We start from the raw sequence: 20,812 nt of genomic DNA on the forward strand, positions 1-20,812 counted from the left end.
CCTGAGAAGCTACCTGAGATGACCTACCCGAGCCATATCGATAGCCTCCAAGCGGACTGCTCGGGCATCGTCAATCGTCGTGGTCTAAGAATCTACGTCGGCTATGTACTCAAGCACCAGACCATTGGACTGGAGCAAATAGAGGACGGGGTCTGGGATGTTATCTTCGGTCCAATCATCCTTGGACGGATTGACGTAAGAGACGCCATTGATGGCTACGTGACACTTCGGGTGTTACCGATGTGAGTGCACTTTTTTGTAACCCATGTGGGGGATCCGTATACCCCCTGTGGGAGCGAGCCTGCTCGCGATGGCGATGGATCAGTCAGTGCAGCTGTTGAGTTGACAGATCACTCCGCCAACAACACCGCCGCATCGAAGCCCACACGCAAGTTGCCCCAGTGACGGCCGCTCAAGAAGAACGGAACGTCGATCTCGGTCATGATTTCCCCGGTATCGCGCAGGTAGGTCTGGAGCAGGAAGCGCTGGACGTTGCCCGCCGCGCGCAGGCCGATGGGGTCGTTGAAGATCCGTTTGTTGCGACATACCGGCAAGTCCACGGCGCGGTCGCCGGTGGGTGGTTTCGAGACCCAGCTGTTGTTTACCGGACAGTAACCCTTGGTATCGACGATGAACGAAACCTTGCCGCCCGGCGTGCTGCGGGTGAGGGTGTCGCACGCTTCCTGGCAGACCTGGGCAAAGCGCTCGGTGTAGCGGGTCACGTACTGTTTGGGGTCGGTGCCCGGGATCAACTGGTAATTCTGGTCAAACAAATCGAGCCCTTCATCCAGCAATGCCTGCAACCGGACCTGGAGGGTGTCGCGGCACTCGCTGGCTCGGGTAATGGCCGCGTCGAGCTTGCCATGGCCAAGCACGAACCGACCCAACAGCGCCTGCACCCGTTCGGCGACGCCCGATAGATCACGGGTGGCCGTTGCCGAATGCTGCATGCGCTGATCGATCGACTGGCTGTCGGCGTGGATCTGGGTGACCCGCTCGTTGATACCGGTGTTGGCATCGGCGAACTGCTGGATATGCTCGGCGATGTCGGCCAGCTTGCCGTTGGTGGATTCGAAGTCGCCGATCATGCTTTCGAAATGGCCGGAAGCGCGCTCCACGACTTTCTGGGTTTCCCGGGCGCTGTGGCTGATCTGGGTGGTCTGCTCGTGGGTGGAACTGACTTCCTCGAGCATGGCGTCGATATTGCGGGAAATATCGTCCGTCGCCCGACTGACATTCTGCGCCAGCGTCCGCACCTCGTCGGCCACCACGGCGAAGCCTCGGCCACTTTCGCCGGCCCGGGCCGCTTCGATGGCGGCGTTGAGCGCCAAAAGGTTGGTCTGGGCGGAGATCTGCTGGATCAACCCGACAATGGACTTGATGCTGGAGGAGCGCTGGTTCAAGGCGCTCACCAGTGTGGCGAATTCGCCGAGGCTGCTGGAAATTTCGCTGATGTTGCCGGTCACTTCCAGCAACTCGGCGTAGGAATCGCGTGCCATGCTCAGGTTCTGGGCGGTGGTGCTGGAGATGCCCTGGGTCTGGCGCGAGACTTCCTCTATCCGGCCCACGGCACTGTTGCTCTGGTCCATCACTTCCTTGGCGAAGCGCGCCTGGTGGGTAGCGCTGTCGCTGGAATCGCTGATGTTCTTGAGCGAACGCGCCGATTCAACGGCGATGTGCACGGTTAGTGCCTGGACATTGCTGATGATTTCCCGCTGCTTGGCCAGGAAACGGTTGCACGTGCCTGCCAGTACGCGGATTTCGTCGTGGGTCACCAGGGGCAAGTCCTTGGACAGGTCGCCTTCGCCGTTGGCGATTTCCTCAAGAGCCTTGGTCATGGCGGTGACCGGGCGCACGATGAGATGGCGGAAGTACCAGACCATGAAGCTGATCATGCCCGCTGTCAGTAACGTACCGAACAGCAGCGCGTGGGTCAGGCTGTCGAGTCGCCCCTCGATCTGTCCCAACAAGGCAGCATCCAATTGGGCGTTGCGCAACTGCAGCACGATGTCCGCACGGGCGCTGAGGGCGACCCAATACAGCAACCCGCTGACCACGACCAGTAGAAAAAGGCTCGACAGCTTTTTAGTGAGGGTATCGAAAAAACGCATTTCGATAGACTCGTACAAGTCCTTTAACGTCTGCATGCCGTCGCTCCTGGGCGGAAAAATCTTTTAATGGAATACATTCGACCGAAAGCGTCAAAGCTTTAGGCGGGGATGGGCTATTTGATATCACTTTGCAAAAATCGGCCCGTTTCAAAGGGTTGGGTAGGCGATGGGCTTGATGAAAAGATTTACTGGGAATTATTCTCAAAGTATATTCGCTCTCATTAACGTCCCTCCCATGAGTGCCCTTTCTTGAAGCGTTCCATCCCCCTCGCTAACCGCAGCGCATTCTTCAAGCGTGTGCTGCCCACGCTGTCCTGCTGCCTCATCGCCAGCCCCTTGTGGGCACAGGATTCCCTTGAGCTGCCCACCACGGATATCCAAGGCACTCGCATCACTCAGGACGAGGGTTACACGGCATCGCAAGCCAGCACGGCGAGCAAGAGCGATGTACCGATCAAGGAAGAGGCGCAGTCCATCAATGTCGTCACCCAGCAGACCCTGGATGACTATCAGGTGCGCTCGCTGAACGATGCGATGAAATTCGTCAGCGGTGTCAGCCAGGGCAACACCCTGGGCGGCTCGCGGGATTCGCTGGTCAAGCGCGGTTTTGGCACCAACGACGACGGCTCGATCCTGCGCGATGGCGTGCGCTCGAACCTGGGACACAACTTCAGCGCCACCACCGAACGGGTCGAAGTGCTCAAGGGCCCGGCCTCGATGCTGTACGGCGCGTTGGAGCCCGGCGGCCTGGTCAACGTCATTAGCAAGAAACCGGAATACACACAAAGCACCACGTTAAGCGGCTCGGCCTACAGCGAAGGCGGCGGCACCATGGCCTTGGACACGACCGGGCCATTGGGGGACACCGGCCTGGCCTATCGCTTGATCGCCGAACGTGGGCATGAGGACTACTGGCGCAACTATGGGGTCAACGAGAGCACGCTGGTCGCGCCTTCGCTGGCTTGGACGGGGGAGCGGGCTTCGTTGAATTTGAGTTATGAGTACAACGAATATTCCAATCCGTTTGATCGTGGAACGATATTCATTGATGGGCATCCAGCTGACATTGACTACGACAAGCGCCTCGATGAGCCGTGGGCCAAGAGTGTGGGAATTCGTGAGACGGCCACCGCCCGGTTCGAGTATGAATTAAGTGAAGCGTGGAAAACTCGTGTGACCTACGGGTGGAACAATGACCGGTACAGTCTTTCGATTGCGCAGCCGCGGCTGTCGAACGGAGTTTTCCAGCGTGCCGCCAACGGCGCGCACTATGACGATGAAACCCGCTACGCCAGTTGGGATTTCATGGGTAAGCAGGAACTGTTTGGCCAGCGTCATGACCTGTTGATTGGTGTCGATAATCAGGTGTCCGATCAATTTCGTGGCAAAACCTATCGCGGAGCTTATCAATCAGGCTTCGACCCTGCGGCACCGGTTTACGGTGGTCTAGGGGAGCCAAGCCGGGTAAATGAGCCGCAAAGTAACTTGAGCAACAAGCTGACCTCCAGCTCGATGTACTTAAAGGACAACTGGCATCTGGATGACCGCTGGATCCTGGTCTTTGGAGGGCGTTACCAGCATTACGATCAATACGCCAACCAAGGCATGATCAAACGCGTCAATGTCCGCGACGATAATGGCGATGCCTTTGTTCCGTTCCTGGGGCTGGTCTATAAGGCTACCGAAGAACTGTCGCTGTATGGTAACTACAGTCGCTCGTTCAAACCGAACGATGATGTGGATGATGCCGGTAATACTTTCGATCCAGAGGAAGGCCGTAGCTACGAAATTGGCGCCAAGTACGATCCGCTACCCGGCTTGAACATCAATCTTGCTCTGTTCGATATCGTTAAAAAGAATGTAGTGACCAGTACTCTTGTAGGTGAAAACACCATAGCCGAAGCCGCCGGTAAGGTCGGTTCCCAGGGGCTAGAGCTCGACATCACCGGACGTCTGGCCGACCGTTGGGACTTGATCGGTACTTACGCCTACACCCACACTGAAATCCTCGACGATCCGGACGACGAGGGTCATCGCCTACCCGACGCTCCTAAACACACCGCGAGCCTGTACCTCACTCACCACCTGAACATTCCAGCCGAATTCGGCGCCTGGCACGCCGGTGCCGGTGCGCGTTACGTCGGTGAGCGCGCCGCCAACAACGACAACAGTTTCTGGCTCAGCAGCTACACCGTGGCCGACGCCTTCCTGCGCTGGGAGTCGCCGGTCTTGGGCTACAAGACCTCGCTGCAGTTGAACGTGGATAACCTGTTCGACAAGCAATACTACCCGTCCTCCACCGGCAGCGAGTTGCAGGTCGCGGTAGGGGAGCCGCGTACCGCACGGCTGAGTGCCAGCGTGACGTTCTGATCGCGCTCAATAAAAAATGCCCGGACCTTGGATCCGGGCATTTTTTTCCATCGGTTCAGCCTTGAGCCTGGGCGACCCCAAGACGGCAGATCAGGTTTGACGCCCGGAATCACCCAGGCGCCCGCGCAATGTCAGCGACGCTTGCCGAATACCGTTTTCGGCGATTTGCCGAAGAACCGGGTAAATGCCGCACTGAAATTATTCGGAAACTTGTAGCCGACCTGATAGGCCGCCTGCGCAACCTGGCATCCGCTTTCCAGCAGGGTATAGGCCTTGCGCATGCGCATCTCATGCAGCATGCGATGGGGCGTGGAATTGAAGCGGTGGTGCAGGCCTTCCTTGAGCTTGAATTCATTGAGCCCGACGGCTGCACACAGGTAGGGAATGGTCAACGGCTGGTCCATTTGTTCGAGCATGATGTCCCGCGCCCGGTCGAGTTTTTCGATATCGCTGGCGCTCAATTGCGGATTCTGGATGCAGGGGGTGGGCGGGCTTATCAGTTTCAGTTGTTCGGACAGCAGACTGAGGGTGTGGATGTGCATATCCAGCGCGCCGGTCGCGCCCTGGTTGAGGTAACGCGCCAGGGCGGTGGCGTGGCTGGCACTGGTGGCCGAGGTCTTCTGGAAGGCCAATTGGCGCACATTGCCGTTGCCCAGTAACTGGCGGGTGCGCTGCTCGCCGATGTATCGGTTGAGCATGCTTTCACCGATCAGCAGCCGGAGCTGGGACACCGTCGTCCCGGCTTCGTAGCAACGTTCGCCCAGGCTCAATTGAAACGAGGTGATGGTGGTATAGCCGGCACGGAATGACACCGTCGAACCGTCGGCCCCCTTGTAGCCGGAGTCGCCTTGCATGCCGAACGTGATGACCAGCATGTGACGATTGTGAGGGCTGGCGGTTTCCTCGATCAGGTGACGCGTGGGGCGATAACGCGAACGAACCACCATCAGGTCATTGTCGACCAAATAGCGCTCCGAGTAGCACTCGCCCAGTTCCCCCGGCAGTTGCTGGCGTGTCCAGCCACAGGCATCGCTGCTGATCAGCCGCGAATGCGTTGGCGCCACTCGATACGACTGGGAAATCTTCTGTAGGGCCGCCACTTTTAGGGTCCTCCTTGGTTGACTCTGGCTTGCATATGGATTGATCCGGATTCCATATGAACTACATGATAACTATTCGCATTAATCAATACCATGTTTGTATCTCAACTGCCATCGCCAGAACGAGGCAGTCGCGGATTCATTGATGGGGATTGCGATGGTCAAGTCTGTATTGAAAGCCAGCGCTTACACGTGGAGCGTCGCTTGTTGTCTGGGCGTGGCCATGAAGGTGGCGGCCCAGACCGAATTGGCGCCGATTACCGTGACGGCGAACAAGATCGAACAACCGCAGGAGGCGGTTCCCGCCAGTCTGTCGGTATTGACGGGCGAGGACTTGCGCAAGGGCGCGATCCATGACCTGCAAGACCTGGCGCGAGCCACGCCCGGCTTCACCTTCCAGCCATTTGGCCAGTCGGGCACCAACCTGCCGGTGGTGCGCGGCCTGACCGCCAGCCCGACGGCGTTTTCTTCCTCGATGCTGATGTTGGTCGACGGTGTGCCGACCCTGATGGGGCAGGGGTTCGATCATGACTTGCTGGGCGTGGAACGTATCGAGATCCTGCGGGGACCGCAGTCGACCCTGTATGGCCGTAACGCCGAAGCCGGCGTGCTGAGCATCCACACTCGCCAGCCCGATGCCCGGCCATACGCTCGGGTCGAAGCCGGTGGCGGCAGTCGCGACAGTCGGATCCTGGGCGTTGATGCCAGTACTGCGCTGGTCCCGCAGACGCTGTTCGCCGGGATTTCCGGGCAGTGGCGGGAGCAGGACGGCTACATTGACGACGATTGGCGCGGCGGGCAGGCCGATGATCGCGAACGTCACAGTGCCCGCATGGTGTTGCGCTGGACACCCACGCTGGCCACTGACGTCAACCTGCGCTACAGCCGCCAGGATTATCGCGATGGTGGGTCCCAGTGGGGGCCGGCGGATTCATCCCGTCGCCAGGTGCGCTCCGGTACCTCGAGCTGGAACCATTCCAGCGGTCGCAGCCTGTCCGTGGACGTGCTGCATGAGTTCGACTCCGGCTTGAAGCTGCGTTCGATCACAGCCCGCAACGACTTCTATGACCGGGTGCGTCAAGACACCGATTTCCAGCCTGCCGACCTGTTTCATGTTGGTCGCGATTACCACTTCAACACCATGTCCCAGGAATTTCGCCTGGAAGGCCAATGGCGCCAGAGCCAGTGGCTGCTCGGCGTCTATGCCGATCGCGACGACCATGACCTTTCCTACGAACAGAAACTGCCCGTTGGCCTGTCCCGCACGGACGTGCAATTGGGGGGTAATACCACGGCGCTGTTTGGTCAATGGCTGATGCCCCTGGCCGAACGCTGGACCCTGACTCTCGGTGCCCGTGCCGAACAGGACAAGGTGCACATCGATCCTCAGGGCGGCAGTCGTCAGAGCCAGCAGTGGCAACGTTTCACCTCGAAGGTGTCGTTGCAGTACGAGTGGCAACCGGATGCCTACCTGTACGCCAGCTATGCCGAAGGTTTCCGCGCAGGAGGTTTCAACGCCTTCGCCAGTGCCGCCGATTACCCCGGCTACGACCCGGAAAAGGCCAAGACGTATGAAGTCGGCGCCAAAGGCTGGCTGGACGACCAGCGCCTGCGTTATTCGGCCGCCCTGTATTGGATGGACGTGCGAGACATGCAGGTGCAGCAGTTGGTCCAGCCGGGCCTGGTGTACATCACCAACGCGGCGTCGGCCCGCTCCACGGGGTTGGAGCTGGAAGCCGAATACCAGCTGGCCGACCACTGGACGCTGGTCGGTTCCGTGGGCCTGAACCGGACCCGTTTCGAGCGCTTCAGTGAAGGCAACAGCGATTACCAGGGCAATCGCAATCCTTATGCCCCCGACTTCACCGGTCATCTGAGCCTGCGCTACGACGCCTCCAACGGTTGGTGGGCCCAGGGCGGTGTGGATGGGGTCGGCGAGACCTACCTGGACTCGGCCAACCAGTACAAACGGGGCGGCTACGGCCTGATCAACCTCAATGCCGGTTACGACATTGGCCAGTACGGCATCAGTGCCTATGTAAAGAACGCCGCTGACAAGCGTTACGACGCTGTCGGCTATTTGAACGGCACCGCCCGTGTCTACAGCCCGCCGAGGGAAATCGGCCTGCGTATGAGTTATGAACTGTGAGCTGCGAATGATGAACGGAATCGACCTGGCAACACCCCACCCCCTGCAACCCTACTGGGACCTGACCCTGGCCGGCGTGCGTGCCGATGTCCTGCGCATTGCCCTGGAATGGAAGCTGTTCAACCTGCTGCAAGTGCCCGTGACGGCGCAGACCATTGCCCGACAACTACAACTCGACCCCGTTAACACCGGTTACTGGTTGGAAGCGTTGTGGAGTATGGAGTTGCTGGTGCGTGATCAACAACAACCGCCGCGTTACCACAACGCCGCGGTGGCCCACGACTACTTGCGCGCCGAGGCGCCGGACTATTGCGGCGATGCATGGACGTTCCGTCTGCGCGGGCTTCGCCATTTCGGTGGACAGTTGGGCGATCAGGTACGGGCGGGTCAGCCCAGTGGGCAGGCGCCGAACGTGGCGACCACCATCGAGAACTGGACGGCCGCGGCGCGTCTGCAACTGGCCCAGGAGCAAAGGGCTGTCACGGTGGAGGTGGCGTTGCGCTTGATGGCCCGGATCCCCGAGTTCGCCCATGCCCGCCGATTCCTGGACCTGGGAGGAGGGCCAGGATTGGTGGCGATTGCCCTGGCCCGGGACAACCCGCTGTTGAGCGGCGAGGTGTTCGATTTCCCCCAGACGGTCAGCGTGGCGGCGGAAAATATCAGCAAGGCCGGTCTCCAGCAGCGTCTGGCGGTACGTGGTGGGGATCTGGCGAGCGATTGCATCGGTGAAGGGTATGACCTGATCTGGTGTTCCTCGGTGCTGCATTTTGTCCCTGACCTGGCAGCGAGCCTGGCGAAAATCCACGCCGCATTGCGCCCTGGCGGCGTGTTGGTCAGTGCCCATGCCGAGGTCCCGTCTGATCCCGACCTGGCCCGGCGAGTCATGCCTTATTACCTGTCGATGCAAATGCTCGGGCGTCAGGTTACCCATTCTGGCGGCCTGAGCGAGGCATTGACCCGCGCCGGGTTCGTCGATATCGACCCTTACCCCGAGGTGGCCTTTGCGGTCGCGCCGGTCGCGGTGCAAGTGGCGCGTCGGAGCCGTTCATGAAAGGCGAAGACAGCATCCATATGTGGCGTCTTCAGTGGTTGTTCGGCTGGCTCCACTTCGTCCTCGCGGTCCCCGGCATCTATCTGCTGCTGGGCCTTCCGCTGATCATGCGTGAACACGGCTGGTCCGGCACCGACATCGGGCTGTTCCAGCTGACGGGGTTGCCGGCGGTGTTCAAGTTCCTGTTGGCGTTGCCCGTGCAGCGTTATCGGTCAGTCCAAGGGCACTACCGTCTTTGGGCGCTGGTGCTGTGCCTGCTGCTGACGCTGCTGCTGGTGCTGGTTAGCCAGCAGGCGATCACCGCCAATCGCCTGTTCCTCTTCGGCCTGGCTTTCGCCGCCGGTGTACTGGCGACCTGGGCCGATATCCCGGTCAATGCCCTGGCCATCAAATTGTTGCCACAGGCACAGCGATCACGCGCCGGGGGGATTCGTTCGGCCGCGCTGTTTCTCGCCGCCATCGTGGGCGCCGGCGTCATGTTATTGGTCCAGGCGCGCTGGGGCTGGCAGGCGCCGTTTCTGTTGATGGCCGTCGGGCTGTTGGTGGCGCTGGTCTTCCTCGGGTTACTGCATGAGGGAGAGGTCAACGACGACGGTCTTCAAGCACCCCGGCGGTCATCGGTCGATTGGTCGGGGTTTTTCGGGCAGCCCGGCGCACCTCTCTGGATCGGGTTGTTGCTCAGCGGTTTTCCGTTCCTGGGCGCCGCGTGGCTTTACCTCAAGCCGCTATTGCTGGACCAGGGAATGCCCATGCAAGAGGTGGCCTGGATTGCCGGGGTCGGCGGCGGAGTGGTCGGTGCCCTGGCGAGCGTACTGGGCGCAAGGCTGGTGCAACACCTGGGGCCCGCAAGGGTGACGCCATGGTTCATGATCGGTGCCTTGTCGGCGCTGCTGGTGTTGACGAGCGCTGTCTGGCTCCAGGCCTCGACGCCATGGCTGGTGACGGCGGCTTTTCTATTGGCCACGGCCATGGGCGCGGTGTCGAGCGTGATGTTCGGCTTGATGATGTTTTTCTCCCGACGCCTCCAACAGGCCCACGACTACGGTCTCCAGGCCAGCCTGTTTGTACTCACCCGTCTCCTGGTGCCGATCGGCGCCGGCGCGTTGCTCGATCACAGTGGCCCGGCGGCCATGCTTGCCGGGCTGTGCCTGGCGATGCTCGGCGTGTGTGTCCTGGCGGTGGCTGCGCGAAGTTCGATTGCCCAGGCCACCGCGTATGCCGGTGGTTCGTTGGGCAGACTGACCGAGCCAACGGCAACTGCATCAACTCCCCCTCAAAGCAACAGCTCCCCTCAAATCAGTTCGATCCAATAGGAATGGAGTCCATGAAGGCAACCTTAGGCATCTGTTTGATTACCCAGGCGCAGCCTCTGATCGAGGATGTGGCGTTTGTCGTCGAGTATTTGCAGGCCTGCTTGCAGCCTCCGGCCAATAATCCCGACTGGCCGCTCTCCATCAGGGGCAATGAATCGATGCATCGCGCCTTGGGCGTCAGGCCCCACGGTGAAGCTGTGCTGGAGACTCTGATGGTCCAGGCCCAGCAGTATCTACAGGGCAGCCCATGTGCCGCGGCGGCACTGCCCGATTTGTGGGTGCTGACTTTCGACTCGCCCCAGGCTGCCCGACAAAGCCTGCAACGGCAGCCCCCCGCGTTGTCCAACGAGTTGTTCATACTCGATCTTTGTCAGCAAACCGAGGCCGGGGACGAAGACCCTTTTGACGAATTGATCGCCGCCGCGCCCGGTTCACGTCTATCACCCCATTCGGCGCTGCTGTATTGCGCGTTGCCGGCGCTGCCCGGATGGATGAACCGGGTCGGCGGTAACCGTCATCTGCGAGTGGCAGGGCAGGACCGGGCGGCGCGCCGGGCGGACTTGCTGCGCATCATCCTCGATCACTTGGAACACGCTCACTTCAACCGTTTGCTCGCACGTTCCATCAGCGGTCCGTTGCTGTCGGTGAGTCTGGCGACGGAAATCACCCGCTTCATGTGCAGCCGTTGGCAGCAACGATGGGACTTTCATGCCTACACCGGGTCGATGGTGGCGGGGCTGATCCAGTCGATGCAGCAAAACCTCGCCGGCACCGGCGTGCGTTGCCTGAGCGGTTGCAACGAGCACAGCCTGGCGGTCAGCGCCATGGCCGGTTGGCAACTGTTTGGCCGCGCCTACGTGATTACCGTGACCTCAGGCATGATCGATGAGTTTCGCGGCACCCTGGCCAACCTCAAGCGTCTCGGTGCCCCGGGGCTGATCGTGTGTGCGGATAGCCCGGAGAACGTCTGGTTTGCCTTCCAGGGCACCCATGACCTGGACAATAACGGCTGTCGGGTGATCGAGGCCCGGGGGTTGCGCCAAGTGTTCATCCGAAAGGTCGAAGAGATCGGCCCGCGCTTGGAAGAGGCCTTCGCCATGCTCGCCGAGCGGCCCGAGCCGGTATTCATCCTGGCGACCCAGGGGGTGCTCGAATCCCGGCCCCAGGTGCCGCTGGAGGTACGCCTGCCCGACATCATTCCCACGCCAGCCTGGCGCCCCGACACACGTCAGGCCAAGGCGCTGGACCAGGCGCTGCATCTGATCAATCACGAGCCGGTGCACGTGTTATGGCAATGCGGCAAGCTCAACGCCGAGCAACGTCGGCGGATACATGCCCTGGCCGAACGGGGTGCCATCGGGCTGGCGGACAGCATTACCCAACCCGGCAGTGTCGGTCCTTACTACGAGGGGCGGGCAGTGCCGGAGTACCTTGGGCCGTTGTCCCTCTATGGGTTCAGTCGGCGGGTGTACCAGTTCATGCATTGCGAACACGAGTTGAACGGTGCCCGGGACCACTGCGTGTTCTTTCTCAAAAGCAAGGTCGACCAGGCGGCCACGCCGTTTTCCGAAGGCAAGCTCAAGCGTCAGTTGCGGGTGGTACAGGTCAATCATGAACCACGGCATCTTTCACCGTTCACCGACCTGGCGCTGGATGTACCGCTGGACGAATTCCTCTCCCATATCGAGCGTGGGATGCAGGTCGAGCCGCCGGTGCTCGCGCTGCGGCGCGACAAGCTGCGAGAAATGGCGCAACGCAGTGAAACCGTCGCGGTGGATCACATCGAGACCCTGCCCATGACCGCCAACTACTTTTTCCATCGGCTCGGTCACCTGGTGCGCGAGCTGATCGAGCGCCAGGATTATCGCTACACCGGTGTCTACGATGTCGGCCGTTGCGGTATTTCGGCGGTGCGTAACGTGCCTCGCACCGACCCGGGGTTTTCCGGGTGGTATGGGCGGGCGTTGATGGGGGATGCGCTGATGGCCTTGCCCTATATCGCCATGACCAGCGAGGGCAATGTCCTGGCCTTCGTCGGCGATGGCGCCCGCGCCCTGGTGCCGGATATCGAAGCGCGCCTCGCTGAAGGACTGGCCCACGCGCCGTCGGCGGGCCTGCGCAATGTCACTCTGTTCTACCTGACCAACGGCATGCTGTCGCTGATCCAGACGTATCTCGACAAACGCTATGCCCACAACGGCGCCCAGCAAGTCGCCGTCACCGGCGTCGGGGCAATGAGTGCACCGCTGGAACGGATCGGGGCCATCAGCGTACACCGAGAGCGCCTGGTCTCGTTCGACGAAGCCGCTTTGCGCCAGGCCCTGACGCAACCCGGACGACTGAACATCTTCGACGTATTGCTGGCCCATAACTCGGAGGGCGACGGTTTGAGCCTGGTCTCCGAAACCGCCTGGAACCGTCAATGAACCCTTGCCAAGGACATACTCCCATGAAATTCGGCTTCATCGCCCACCCGACCTCCATTGCCCTGCAGCGCCAGGTGAAAATCATCGACTTGTTGGATCGCACGCTGATTGAACAGGATCGCGGCTATCAAGCGCAGTTGTGGCAGTCACGTAATCTGGTGCCGTTCGCGGACTTCGGGCGCATCGTCAGCGCCAGTGGCGCGGTGTGCGAAGGCATCTTGCATTATCTGCCGCTGACCGCCGAGCAAATGCTCAGCCAGCCACGAACCATTGCCGCCCGGGTACTTGAAGGCGTTCAGAGCCTGCAGCAGGGGGGCGCGCAACTGGTGGGGCTGGGTGGTTTCACCGCGATTGTCGGCAACCGGGGGCTGCAGACACTGGAGCGCAGCGGCGTACCGGTGACCACCGGGAATTCGCTGACCGCCTACGCCGCTTACCAGAATGTGCTGGAGGCCATGGCCCGACTTGAGGTGACACCGGCGGACACTGAAGTGGCGGTGGTCGGCTATCCTGGCTCGATTGCCTTGGTCATCGCCAAACTCCTGGCCCGCGACGGCTGCCGCCTGCGCCTGGTGCACCGGGGCAGCGCCGAGCAGGGCCGTGAAAGCCTGTCCTGGCTGCCGGCACAATTCCATGGACAGGTGCGGCTGACGGCGGATATTGACAGTTGCTACGACTCGGTGCGTTTTTATGTGGCGGCGACGTCCAGCGGTGGGGTGATCGATCCTTACCGGTTGATGCCGGGGGCGGTGGTGGTGGACGCCGCGCTGCCTCGCGATGTCCAGCCGTTTCGCCAAGACCGCCAGGACATCCTGATCATTGACGGTGGCCTGGTGTCGGCCAGCACGCAGGTACGCTTCGGCACCGAAACCCTGGGGCTGACCCCAAAGAAATTCATGAATGGCTGCCTGGCGGAAACCCTGGTGCTGGCATTGGAGGGGCGTGCCGAGGCGTTTTCCATCGGCCGCGAACTGCCCGAGGAGCGAGTACTGGAAATTGGCCGCATCGCCCAATTGCACGGTTTCTCACCGTCGCCCATGGCGTCGTATGGCGAACGCCTGGACGAGCCGGATTTCCAGGCGCTGCGGCGTTTCCATCGGACGGCGAAGCACATCGCGCCCGTCGAACAGCAAACCGACCAGCCGACAGCCCTGCGTGCCGAGGCCTTGCGTTGCTTCGACCAGCACATCAACCCGGTGCTGCGTGAGTTCTACCGGTTCAACCACATCGAGCGGGTGTTCAACCACGGCAGTGGTTGCTGGTTGACGGACCTGGACGGCGGCCGTTACCTGGATTTTGTCGCCGGCTACGGCTGCCTCAATACCGGGCACAATCATCCGCTCATCAATCAGGCGTTACAGGCGTATCTGCAACAGCAATACCCGACGTTCGTCCAGTACGTGTCGGTGCCCTTGCAGACCAGCCTGCTGGCCCAGCGCCTGAGCGAGCTGGCGCCCGGCAACTTGGAACGGGTGTTCTTCAGCAACTCGGGCACCGAGGCGATCGAGGCGGCATTGAAGCTGGCGATGGCGGCCATGCAGTGCCCCCGCATCCTGTATTGCGAGAACGGCTACCACGGCAAGACGCTAGGGGCCTTGTCGGTCACGGGCCGGGACAAACACCGCGATCCCTTCAAGCCTTTGCTGGCACGCTGCGACTCGATCCCCTTCGGCGATCCGACCGCGCTGGAGAATGCCTTGCGCCAGGGCGATGTCGGCGCCTTTATCCTCGAACCGATTCAAGGCGAGGGCGGGGTGATCGTGCCGCCGGAGGGTTATCTGAAGCAGGTTCGCGCGCTCTGCAGTGCCTACGATTGCCTGTTGATCGTCGATGAAATCCAGACCGGCCTGGGCCGCACCGGCAAGTTGTTCGCCTGTGAGTGGGAGGCGGTGGTGCCGGATATCCTGGTGCTGTCCAAATCATTGTCCGGCGGGGCCGTGCCCATTGGCGCGACGCTGTCCAGCGCGGCGTTATGGGATCGAGCCTATGGCAGCATCGACACGTTTGCGTTGCACACTTCGACGTTCGGCGGCGGTAATTTCGCATCGGCTTCGGCGCTGGCAACGCTCGACGTCATCACCGCTCAGGATCTGGCCGGCAATGCCGCCCGGGTGGGTGGGCAACTGAAGCAGGCCCTGCGGGAGGCGGTGAGTCCATACCCGTTCATACGTGAAGTGCGCGGCGTCGGGTTGATGATTGCCATTGAGTTCGAGTACAGCTTCAAAGGCGGCGTCGAGGCTTTCGTGCGTGAGTTCGCCAGTCGTATCCCAGGCAACGCCGCAGGCACCTATCGCATGCTTTCCGGCAAGGCCAAGCGGCATATCGAAGAGGCCATCTGTGAGGTGGAGAAAAACTTCGAGGAGATGTTCGTTTTGCGTTTCGTCAGCAAGTTGTCCCAGGACCACGGTGTATTGACCTTCGTCACGGCCAACAACAACCGGGTCATGCGCATCCAGCCGCCACTGGTACTCAATGACCTTGAAGCACAGCATTTTGTCGACGCTTTCAGGGCCGTATGCGAGGACATGTCGACCTTCCTCGCCTGACGGATCGAGTGCCCTGTGAAAGCCCTCGAAAGAGGGCTTTTGTCTGTGGGTTGGATTTCCAACTGATCCTGACTATCGAAGGGCCGTTATCGCGCATTGGTAACTCCTGAATGCATACGAAAACGGACCTTGTGCATATGAAATTCAAAGCCCTTCGAATTGATTAATCAAAGGGCCTGCCTGAGAATTACTTACATTCAGCAACAGGTATTAAACATGAAACTTCCTCCGCTTGTCGCTCCTGTTTCGAGTCTAAGTAACGAAGAAATAACCCGCTACAGTCGACACTTGTTGATTCCCGATGTGGGCCTGGAAGGGCAGTGCCGTTTAAAGAGCAGCAAAGTATTGGTTATCGGCGCCGGAGGCCTCGGTTCGCCGGCATTGCTTTACCTGGCTGCGGCCGGTATCGGCACCCTGGGGATCATCGACTTCGACCGTGTTGACGAATCCAATCTGCAACGCCAGGTGATCCACCGGGTGGCCACGGTTGGCCAGTTGAAGGTCGACAGCGCCGCCGAAACCATCAACGCGTTGAACCCTTATGTAAACGTCGAGCGCCATGAACAGCGGCTGGAACCGGAAAGCGCCGTGCAGTTGTTCAGCCAGTACGACCTGATCCTCGATGGTACCGACAATTTTGCCACTCGTTACCTGGTCAATGATGCCTGTGTGCTGGCCGACAAACCCTACGTTTGGGGCTCGATCTTCCGTTTCGAAGGCCAGGCCTCGGTGTTCTGGGAAAACGCTCCGGGCGGTGTCGGCCTCAACTACCGCGACCTGTACCCCGAGCCGCCTCCGCCGGAACTGGCGCCCTCGTGTTCCGAAGGCGGGGTGCTGGGCATTTTATGTGCGTCCATCGGTGCAATCATGGCCACTGAAGCGATCAAGCTGATCACCGGCATTGGCGAGAGTTTGCTGGGGCGTCTGATGGTGTACGACGCGCTGGAGATGTCTTACCGGCAGATGCCGCTGCGCCGAGCCCCGGGCCGTCAGCCCATCACGGCCTTGAGCGACTATCAGGCTTTCTGCGGCTTGAACGTGCCCCACGGTGTGCAGGGTTCGGACATACCCTCGATCAGCGCCCGGCAACTGCAGGCGTTGCGCCAAAGCGGCGAGCAAGTGCTGCTGATCGATGTACGTGAACGCGCCGAATGGGACATCGTGCGGATACCCGGCGCCCAACACATGCCCAAGGGGCCGAAGACCGCGGAACTGATCGAAAGCCGTTTCGGCAAGCACGCCAACCTGGTCCTGCACTGCAAGACCGGCGCACGTTCCAGGGCGGTATTGCTTGAACTTCAGGCGCGCGGTTTCAGCAATGTACGCAACCTCGAAGGTGGGGTGTTGGCCTGGGTCCGGGATGTCGAACCATCGTTGCCGGCCTACTGAGCCTGAACGGAGGAGCGAGGATGTTGAGTATTCGTGCCGGCCTGCTGGAAGCCATGCTGGAGCAGGCGCGACGGGATCATCCGTTGGAAACCTGCGGCATTGTCGTTGCTCCGGCAGGCGTGCGTACCGCCGAGCGGTTGGTGCCGATGGACAACGCCGCCCGTTCGCCAACGTTCTTCACGTTCGATCCCAGGCAACAGTTAGCGGTTTGGCGAGCGCTGGACGAACGAGACGAAGAGTGCAGGGTGATCTATCACTCGCATACCGCCAGTGTCGCTTATCCGAGCGCCGAAGACGTGCGTTATGCCGGTGATGCCTCGCTGCATTACGTCATTGTTTCAACTCTGCCGGATATTGATGAATGGGTGCGAAGTTATCGCATCATCAATAACAAAGTGACTGAAGAGCGTATTTGCGTCGTTGACTGAAACTTGTCGGTGGCGCGGTTCAAATAATATTCATGGCCAAAGAGCTTATTAAAGGCTCAGGGAGTTCTGCATGTCGATATTTGTCACAGTGCCCACTTTGTTGCGCACTTTTACCCAAGATCAGAAACGCGTCGAAGTTCAAGGGCAGACTGTTCTTGAAGTGATCGAATACATGGAAAAACAGTATCCGGGCGTCAAGGAGCGACTGATAGGCGACGGTCAGGTGCATCGTTTCGTGAACATCTATGTCAACGATGATGACATCCGTTTTGCCGACAACCTCGGCACCGCGCTCAAGGCCGGTGACAGCCTCACCATTCTCCCTGCGGTTGCCGGAGGCTGAGGGCCGACGTTGACCTGGGGCTGCGCGCGGTACCTCACTAAAGGCCCGCGTGTGGCGGTATGGAAACCTGCTGGTATAGGTCTTATGTCGCGTCTTCTACAAGGTTGCAGCCTGCGCGGCTGTGTCGAATCGGTGCCCGCCGGCTTTGCCGCGCTGGCCGCGTCACTGCGCTACCAGGCGACGGCGCTGGGCCTGGAGCATCGTGAGTTCCAAGGTGACCCAAAGGCCTGCGGGCTGGGTTTTTCCTTTCATCATCCAGACCTTTCGCCCATCGAAGGGAGGGTTCACGGCTGGCCTGACGGCAGCGCCCACGGCATCACGGAACATACCGTGCAGGCGGCCTGCGGGGTGATGTCGGTGCATGGCCGGGCCAGTGGCAAGGCCCAGGGGCTGGGCCTCGATTATGTCTCGACCCTGAGTGCCAGCCTGGCCCTTCAAGGCGCGCTGGCCGCCGCCCTCGGTCAGCTGCGCGGCGGTCGTTTCGAGCACGTCAGCAGCTCCGTGGGCGCCGCCGGGGTGCTGGCCATCGGTCAATACCTGGCCGGTGCCACGGCCGCTGATGAGGCGGAACGGCTGCTTCCCGGGGCGACCTGTTCGAAGAATCGGCCTCCCTTCGTATCCGCCGACGGCGTGGTGTTCGAACTGGAAACCCTTGACGCCGAGCCCTGGCGCCGTTTCTGGGCGGCGGTGGGGGTCGATGCCGAACAGGCCGGGCAGGGCTGGAAGGCATTCCTGTTGCGCTATGCCAAGGCGGTGGCGCCGATGCCGACGGTGTTTCGCCAGGCCCTGGCGCGGCTGTCCATGGACCGCATCCGTGCCTTGTGCGCCTTGAGCGGCATGGCGGTTTGTCCGCTGCGCAGCCTCGCCGAGCGGCGTGCCGACGCAGACCTGCCACGGCAATTGATTCAAGGCCCTTGGGCCTTCGAACGCGGCGCTGCCGATGGTCGGGCATTGCCTGCGCTGACGCCGGGTGAATTGCCGTTGAGCGGCCTGACGGTGATTGAGTCCTGTCGCCGGATCCAGGGGCCATTGGCCGGTCACTTGCTGGCGATGCTGGGCGCCGAGGTGCTGCGTATCGAATTGCCCGGCGGCGATCCGTTACGGGCCATGCCGCCCTGCGCCGACGGCGTATCGGTGCGTTTTGATGCGCTCAATCGCCTCAAGCAGGTGCGCGAACTGGATATCAAATCCGCTGCCGGTCGCGCCGAACTCTACGAACGGGTGCGGCATGCCGACGTGTTTCTGCACAACTGGGCGCCGGGCAAGGCCGCCGAACTGGCGCTGGACCGCGCCGACCTGGCACGGATCAACCCGGGCCTGGTGTATGCCTATGCCGGTGGCTGGGGGCACGACCGTCCGGGCGAACCGTTGCCGGGCACTGATTTTGTGGTTCAGGCGTGGTCCGGCGTCGGCGAGCAGATCGGCCAGGCCTCGGGTACGCCGGGCGGTTCGCTGTTCACGGTGCTGGATGTTCTGGGCGGTGCGGTCGCTGCCCAAGGCGTGACCGCTGCCCTGGTTCACCGCGCCCTCAGCGGCCAATCGGTACGGGTCGACAGTTCCTTGCTCGGTGCGGCCACGTTGCTCTGTGCCCCCGCATTGCAGACCCCACAGGCGAATCACGACAGCCTGCTCAAGGGGGTGTACCCGACCCTGTCCGGTTGGCTGGCGATCGATTGCCAGACCCCGACCCAGCTTGAACAGCTGAGCCTGATCCTGGCTTTGGACCCACGCACCGATCCCCAAGAGCTGGATGCATCGTTGGGCAGAGCCTTATCGGCGCAATCGGCCGAGACCTGGCAACGCATGCTGGATGACGCCGCGATACCGGCCTGTGTGGTCGTACAAGACCTGTCGCAACTGAGCCAAGACAGGCGATTGAAGCCGTGCCTAAACCTGAATGCCTATACCTCGGTCAACGCCCACTGGAGTTTTCGATGAATAACGCAGGCATCATTGATCTGGTCCCCGTTGAGGTTCGCAGTGTCTGGGAACGTGACGGGACCTACCCCAACCGCTCGGTCTATCAATTGTTTCGCGAGCACGCTCAGCGCGAGCCGGAAAAAGCCGCCGTGCTCTCGCCCGAAGGCTCCCTGAGTTATGGCCAGCTGCATGATTATGCCTTGCGTATGGCCGCCGGTTTGCGGGCAGCCGGGATCATGCCCGGTGATGTGGTGGCCTACCAGCTCACCAATAGCTGGCGTTGCTGTGCCATCGACCTCGCCGCCGCCGCGCTGGGCGCGGTGGTTGCACCGTTTCCGCCGGGGCGCGGCAGCCTGGACATCCAGGCACTGGTCCGACGCTGCGACGCGCGCGCGGTCATCGTTCCGGCCGAGTACGCCGGGATCGATCTCTGCCAGGTCGTCGAAGCACTGCGTCCGACCCTGTTGTCATTGCGGATATTGATCGTCGAAGGGGCCACCCGGGACGGCTGGCTGAGCCTGCAGGACCTGCTCGAGACCGAGCCGCTCGATGAAGGGCAACTGCCCCGGGTTTGCCCCAATTCACCGGTGCGCCTGCTGGTGTCGTCCGGCACCGAGTCGGAGCCCAAGCTGGTGGCCTATTCGCACAATGCCCTGGTAGGCGGGCGCGGCCGCTTCCTGCAACGCATTCATCCCGAGGGCGCCAGCTTTCGTGGGTTGTATCTGGTGCCGCTGGGCTCTTCGTTCGGTTCCACCGCCACGTTTGGTAGCCTGTCGTGGCTCGGCGGATCGATTGCCGTCCTGCCGCAGTTCGATGTCGCGGCGGCCATCGAGGCCATTGAACGGCTGCGCCCGACCCATATCCTCGGGGTGCCGACGATGCTTCAGCGCATCGCCGCCGATGCCCGTCTGGCCGACGTCGACAAATCCAGCCTGCTGGGGTTGATCTGCGGTGGTTCGCTGATCGACGAAGTCACCGTGCGCCGCTGTGTCGATGCCTTTGGCTGTGGCTTCATCAGCCTTTACGGTTCGGCGGACGGGGTCAATTGCCACAACACCCTGGACGATGCATTGGAGGTGGTCTTCTACAGTGTCGGCCGGCCGAACCCGGCGGTATGCGCAATCAAGATCTTCGACGAGCAAGACCAGGAAGTGCCTCAGGGCAGCGTCGGCGAAATCCGCGCGCGCGGCCCCCTGAGCCCGATGCAATACGTCAACGCCCCGGAACTCGACGCGCAGTATCGAGACGCTGAAGGCTGGGTCAAAACCGGCGACCTTGGTTACATCGACGCCGACGGCTACCTGATTCTGGCCGGGCGCAAAAAGGACATCATTATCCGTGGCGGCGCCAACATCAGCCCGGTGCAGATCGAAACCCTGGCCACCGGTCATCCCGATGTGGTCAGTGTCGCCTGCGTGGCCGTGCCGGACCAGGACCTGGGGCAACGGGTGTGCATCTGCGTGACCCTGCGCGAGGGAGCCCCGCGCTTCACCCTGAATGAGTTGACCGACTACCTGCGCGAGCAAGGATTGGAAGTCAATAAATTGCCCGAGTACCTGCGTTTCTATAAACAGCTACCGCTGACCCCGGCCGGCAAAATCGACAAGAAGTCTCTGGCCGCCGAAGTGGCGTTCCTGGAGAGCGGGGCGGGCATCGCATGTTGAGC

At 61.3% G+C, this 20,812-nt stretch carries 13 protein-coding genes and 1 pseudogene; 12 read left to right on the forward strand and 2 right to left on the reverse strand.

Going from position 1 to position 20,812, the window contains the following annotated elements:
- Nucleotides 1–246, forward strand: a pseudogene (locus AD666_RS26705) (IS481 family transposase); the annotation flags it as partial.
- 104 nt (nt 247–350) lie between these two features.
- Here the strand turns inward: AD666_RS26705 and AD666_RS10475 are convergent.
- A complete protein-coding gene (locus tag AD666_RS10475) occupies nt 351–2,147 on the reverse strand; it encodes a methyl-accepting chemotaxis protein (protein WP_053151309.1) in 1,797 nt (598 codons plus the stop codon).
- Between the two features lie 213 nt (nt 2,148–2,360).
- Between AD666_RS10475 and AD666_RS10480 the strand changes: the two genes are divergently transcribed.
- A complete protein-coding gene (locus AD666_RS10480) occupies nt 2,361–4,481 on the forward strand; it encodes a TonB-dependent siderophore receptor (protein WP_053151312.1) in 2,121 nt (706 codons plus the stop codon).
- A 131-nt stretch (nt 4,482–4,612) separates the two neighbouring features.
- Here AD666_RS10480 and AD666_RS10485 read toward each other — a convergent pair whose 3' ends face one another.
- Nucleotides 4,613–5,581 (reverse strand): AraC family transcriptional regulator, encoded by a 969-nt coding sequence (locus tag AD666_RS10485; protein ID WP_053151315.1) that lies wholly within the window; start codon nt 5,579–5,581, stop codon nt 4,613–4,615.
- A 157-nt stretch (nt 5,582–5,738) separates the two neighbouring features.
- On the opposite strand from AD666_RS10485, the gene AD666_RS10490 reads away from it, so the two are divergent.
- From AD666_RS10490 to AD666_RS10535, 10 genes are all read left to right on the forward strand, one after another.
- Nucleotides 5,739–7,730, forward strand: a complete 1,992-nt coding sequence (locus tag AD666_RS10490; RefSeq protein WP_053151627.1) for a TonB-dependent receptor — start codon at nt 5,739–5,741, stop codon at nt 7,728–7,730.
- Between the two features lie 10 nt (nt 7,731–7,740).
- On the forward strand, nt 7,741–8,781 hold the full coding sequence (locus AD666_RS10495) for a methyltransferase (protein WP_053151628.1): 1,041 nt from the start codon (nt 7,741–7,743) through the stop codon (nt 8,779–8,781).
- A complete protein-coding gene (locus AD666_RS10500) occupies nt 8,778–10,094 on the forward strand; it encodes an MFS transporter (protein ID WP_053151318.1) in 1,317 nt (438 codons plus the stop codon). The genes AD666_RS10495 and AD666_RS10500 overlap by 4 nt, the downstream gene beginning before the upstream one ends.
- A gap of 11 nt (nt 10,095–10,105) precedes the next feature.
- On the forward strand, nt 10,106–12,520 hold the full coding sequence (locus AD666_RS10505) for a decarboxylase (RefSeq protein WP_053151321.1): 2,415 nt from the start codon (nt 10,106–10,108) through the stop codon (nt 12,518–12,520).
- A gap of 23 nt (nt 12,521–12,543) precedes the next feature.
- A complete protein-coding gene (locus AD666_RS10510) occupies nt 12,544–15,066 on the forward strand; it encodes an aminotransferase class III-fold pyridoxal phosphate-dependent enzyme (protein ID WP_053151324.1) in 2,523 nt (840 codons plus the stop codon).
- Between the two features lie 216 nt (nt 15,067–15,282).
- The gene (gene moeB, locus AD666_RS10515) at nt 15,283–16,455 is read left to right on the forward strand and encodes a molybdopterin-synthase adenylyltransferase MoeB (protein ID WP_053151327.1); all 1,173 of its coding nucleotides are present in this window, start codon (nt 15,283–15,285) and stop codon (nt 16,453–16,455) included.
- Between the two features lie 20 nt (nt 16,456–16,475).
- Nucleotides 16,476–16,883: a Mov34/MPN/PAD-1 family protein gene (locus AD666_RS10520; RefSeq protein ID WP_053151330.1), complete on the forward strand. Its 408-nt coding sequence runs from the start codon at nt 16,476–16,478 to the stop codon at nt 16,881–16,883.
- A gap of 70 nt (nt 16,884–16,953) precedes the next feature.
- Nucleotides 16,954–17,226 (forward strand): MoaD family protein, encoded by a 273-nt coding sequence (locus AD666_RS10525; RefSeq protein WP_053151332.1) that lies wholly within the window; start codon nt 16,954–16,956, stop codon nt 17,224–17,226.
- A gap of 84 nt (nt 17,227–17,310) precedes the next feature.
- Nucleotides 17,311–19,164 carry a CoA transferase gene (locus AD666_RS10530; RefSeq protein WP_053151334.1) on the forward strand — a complete coding sequence of 618 codons (1,854 nt, stop codon included), beginning with the start codon at nt 17,311–17,313 and terminating at the stop codon, nt 19,162–19,164.
- Nucleotides 19,161–20,810: a class I adenylate-forming enzyme family protein gene (locus tag AD666_RS10535; RefSeq protein WP_053151337.1), complete on the forward strand. Its 1,650-nt coding sequence runs from the start codon at nt 19,161–19,163 to the stop codon at nt 20,808–20,810. Before AD666_RS10530 ends, AD666_RS10535 begins: the two co-directional genes overlap by 4 nt.
- Nucleotides 20,811–20,812: the final 2 nt, after the last annotated feature.

Source organism: Pseudomonas sp. Pf153, from assembly GCF_001269775.1.
GTDB classification, from domain to species: domain Bacteria; phylum Pseudomonadota; class Gammaproteobacteria; order Pseudomonadales; family Pseudomonadaceae; genus Aquipseudomonas; species Aquipseudomonas uvaldensis.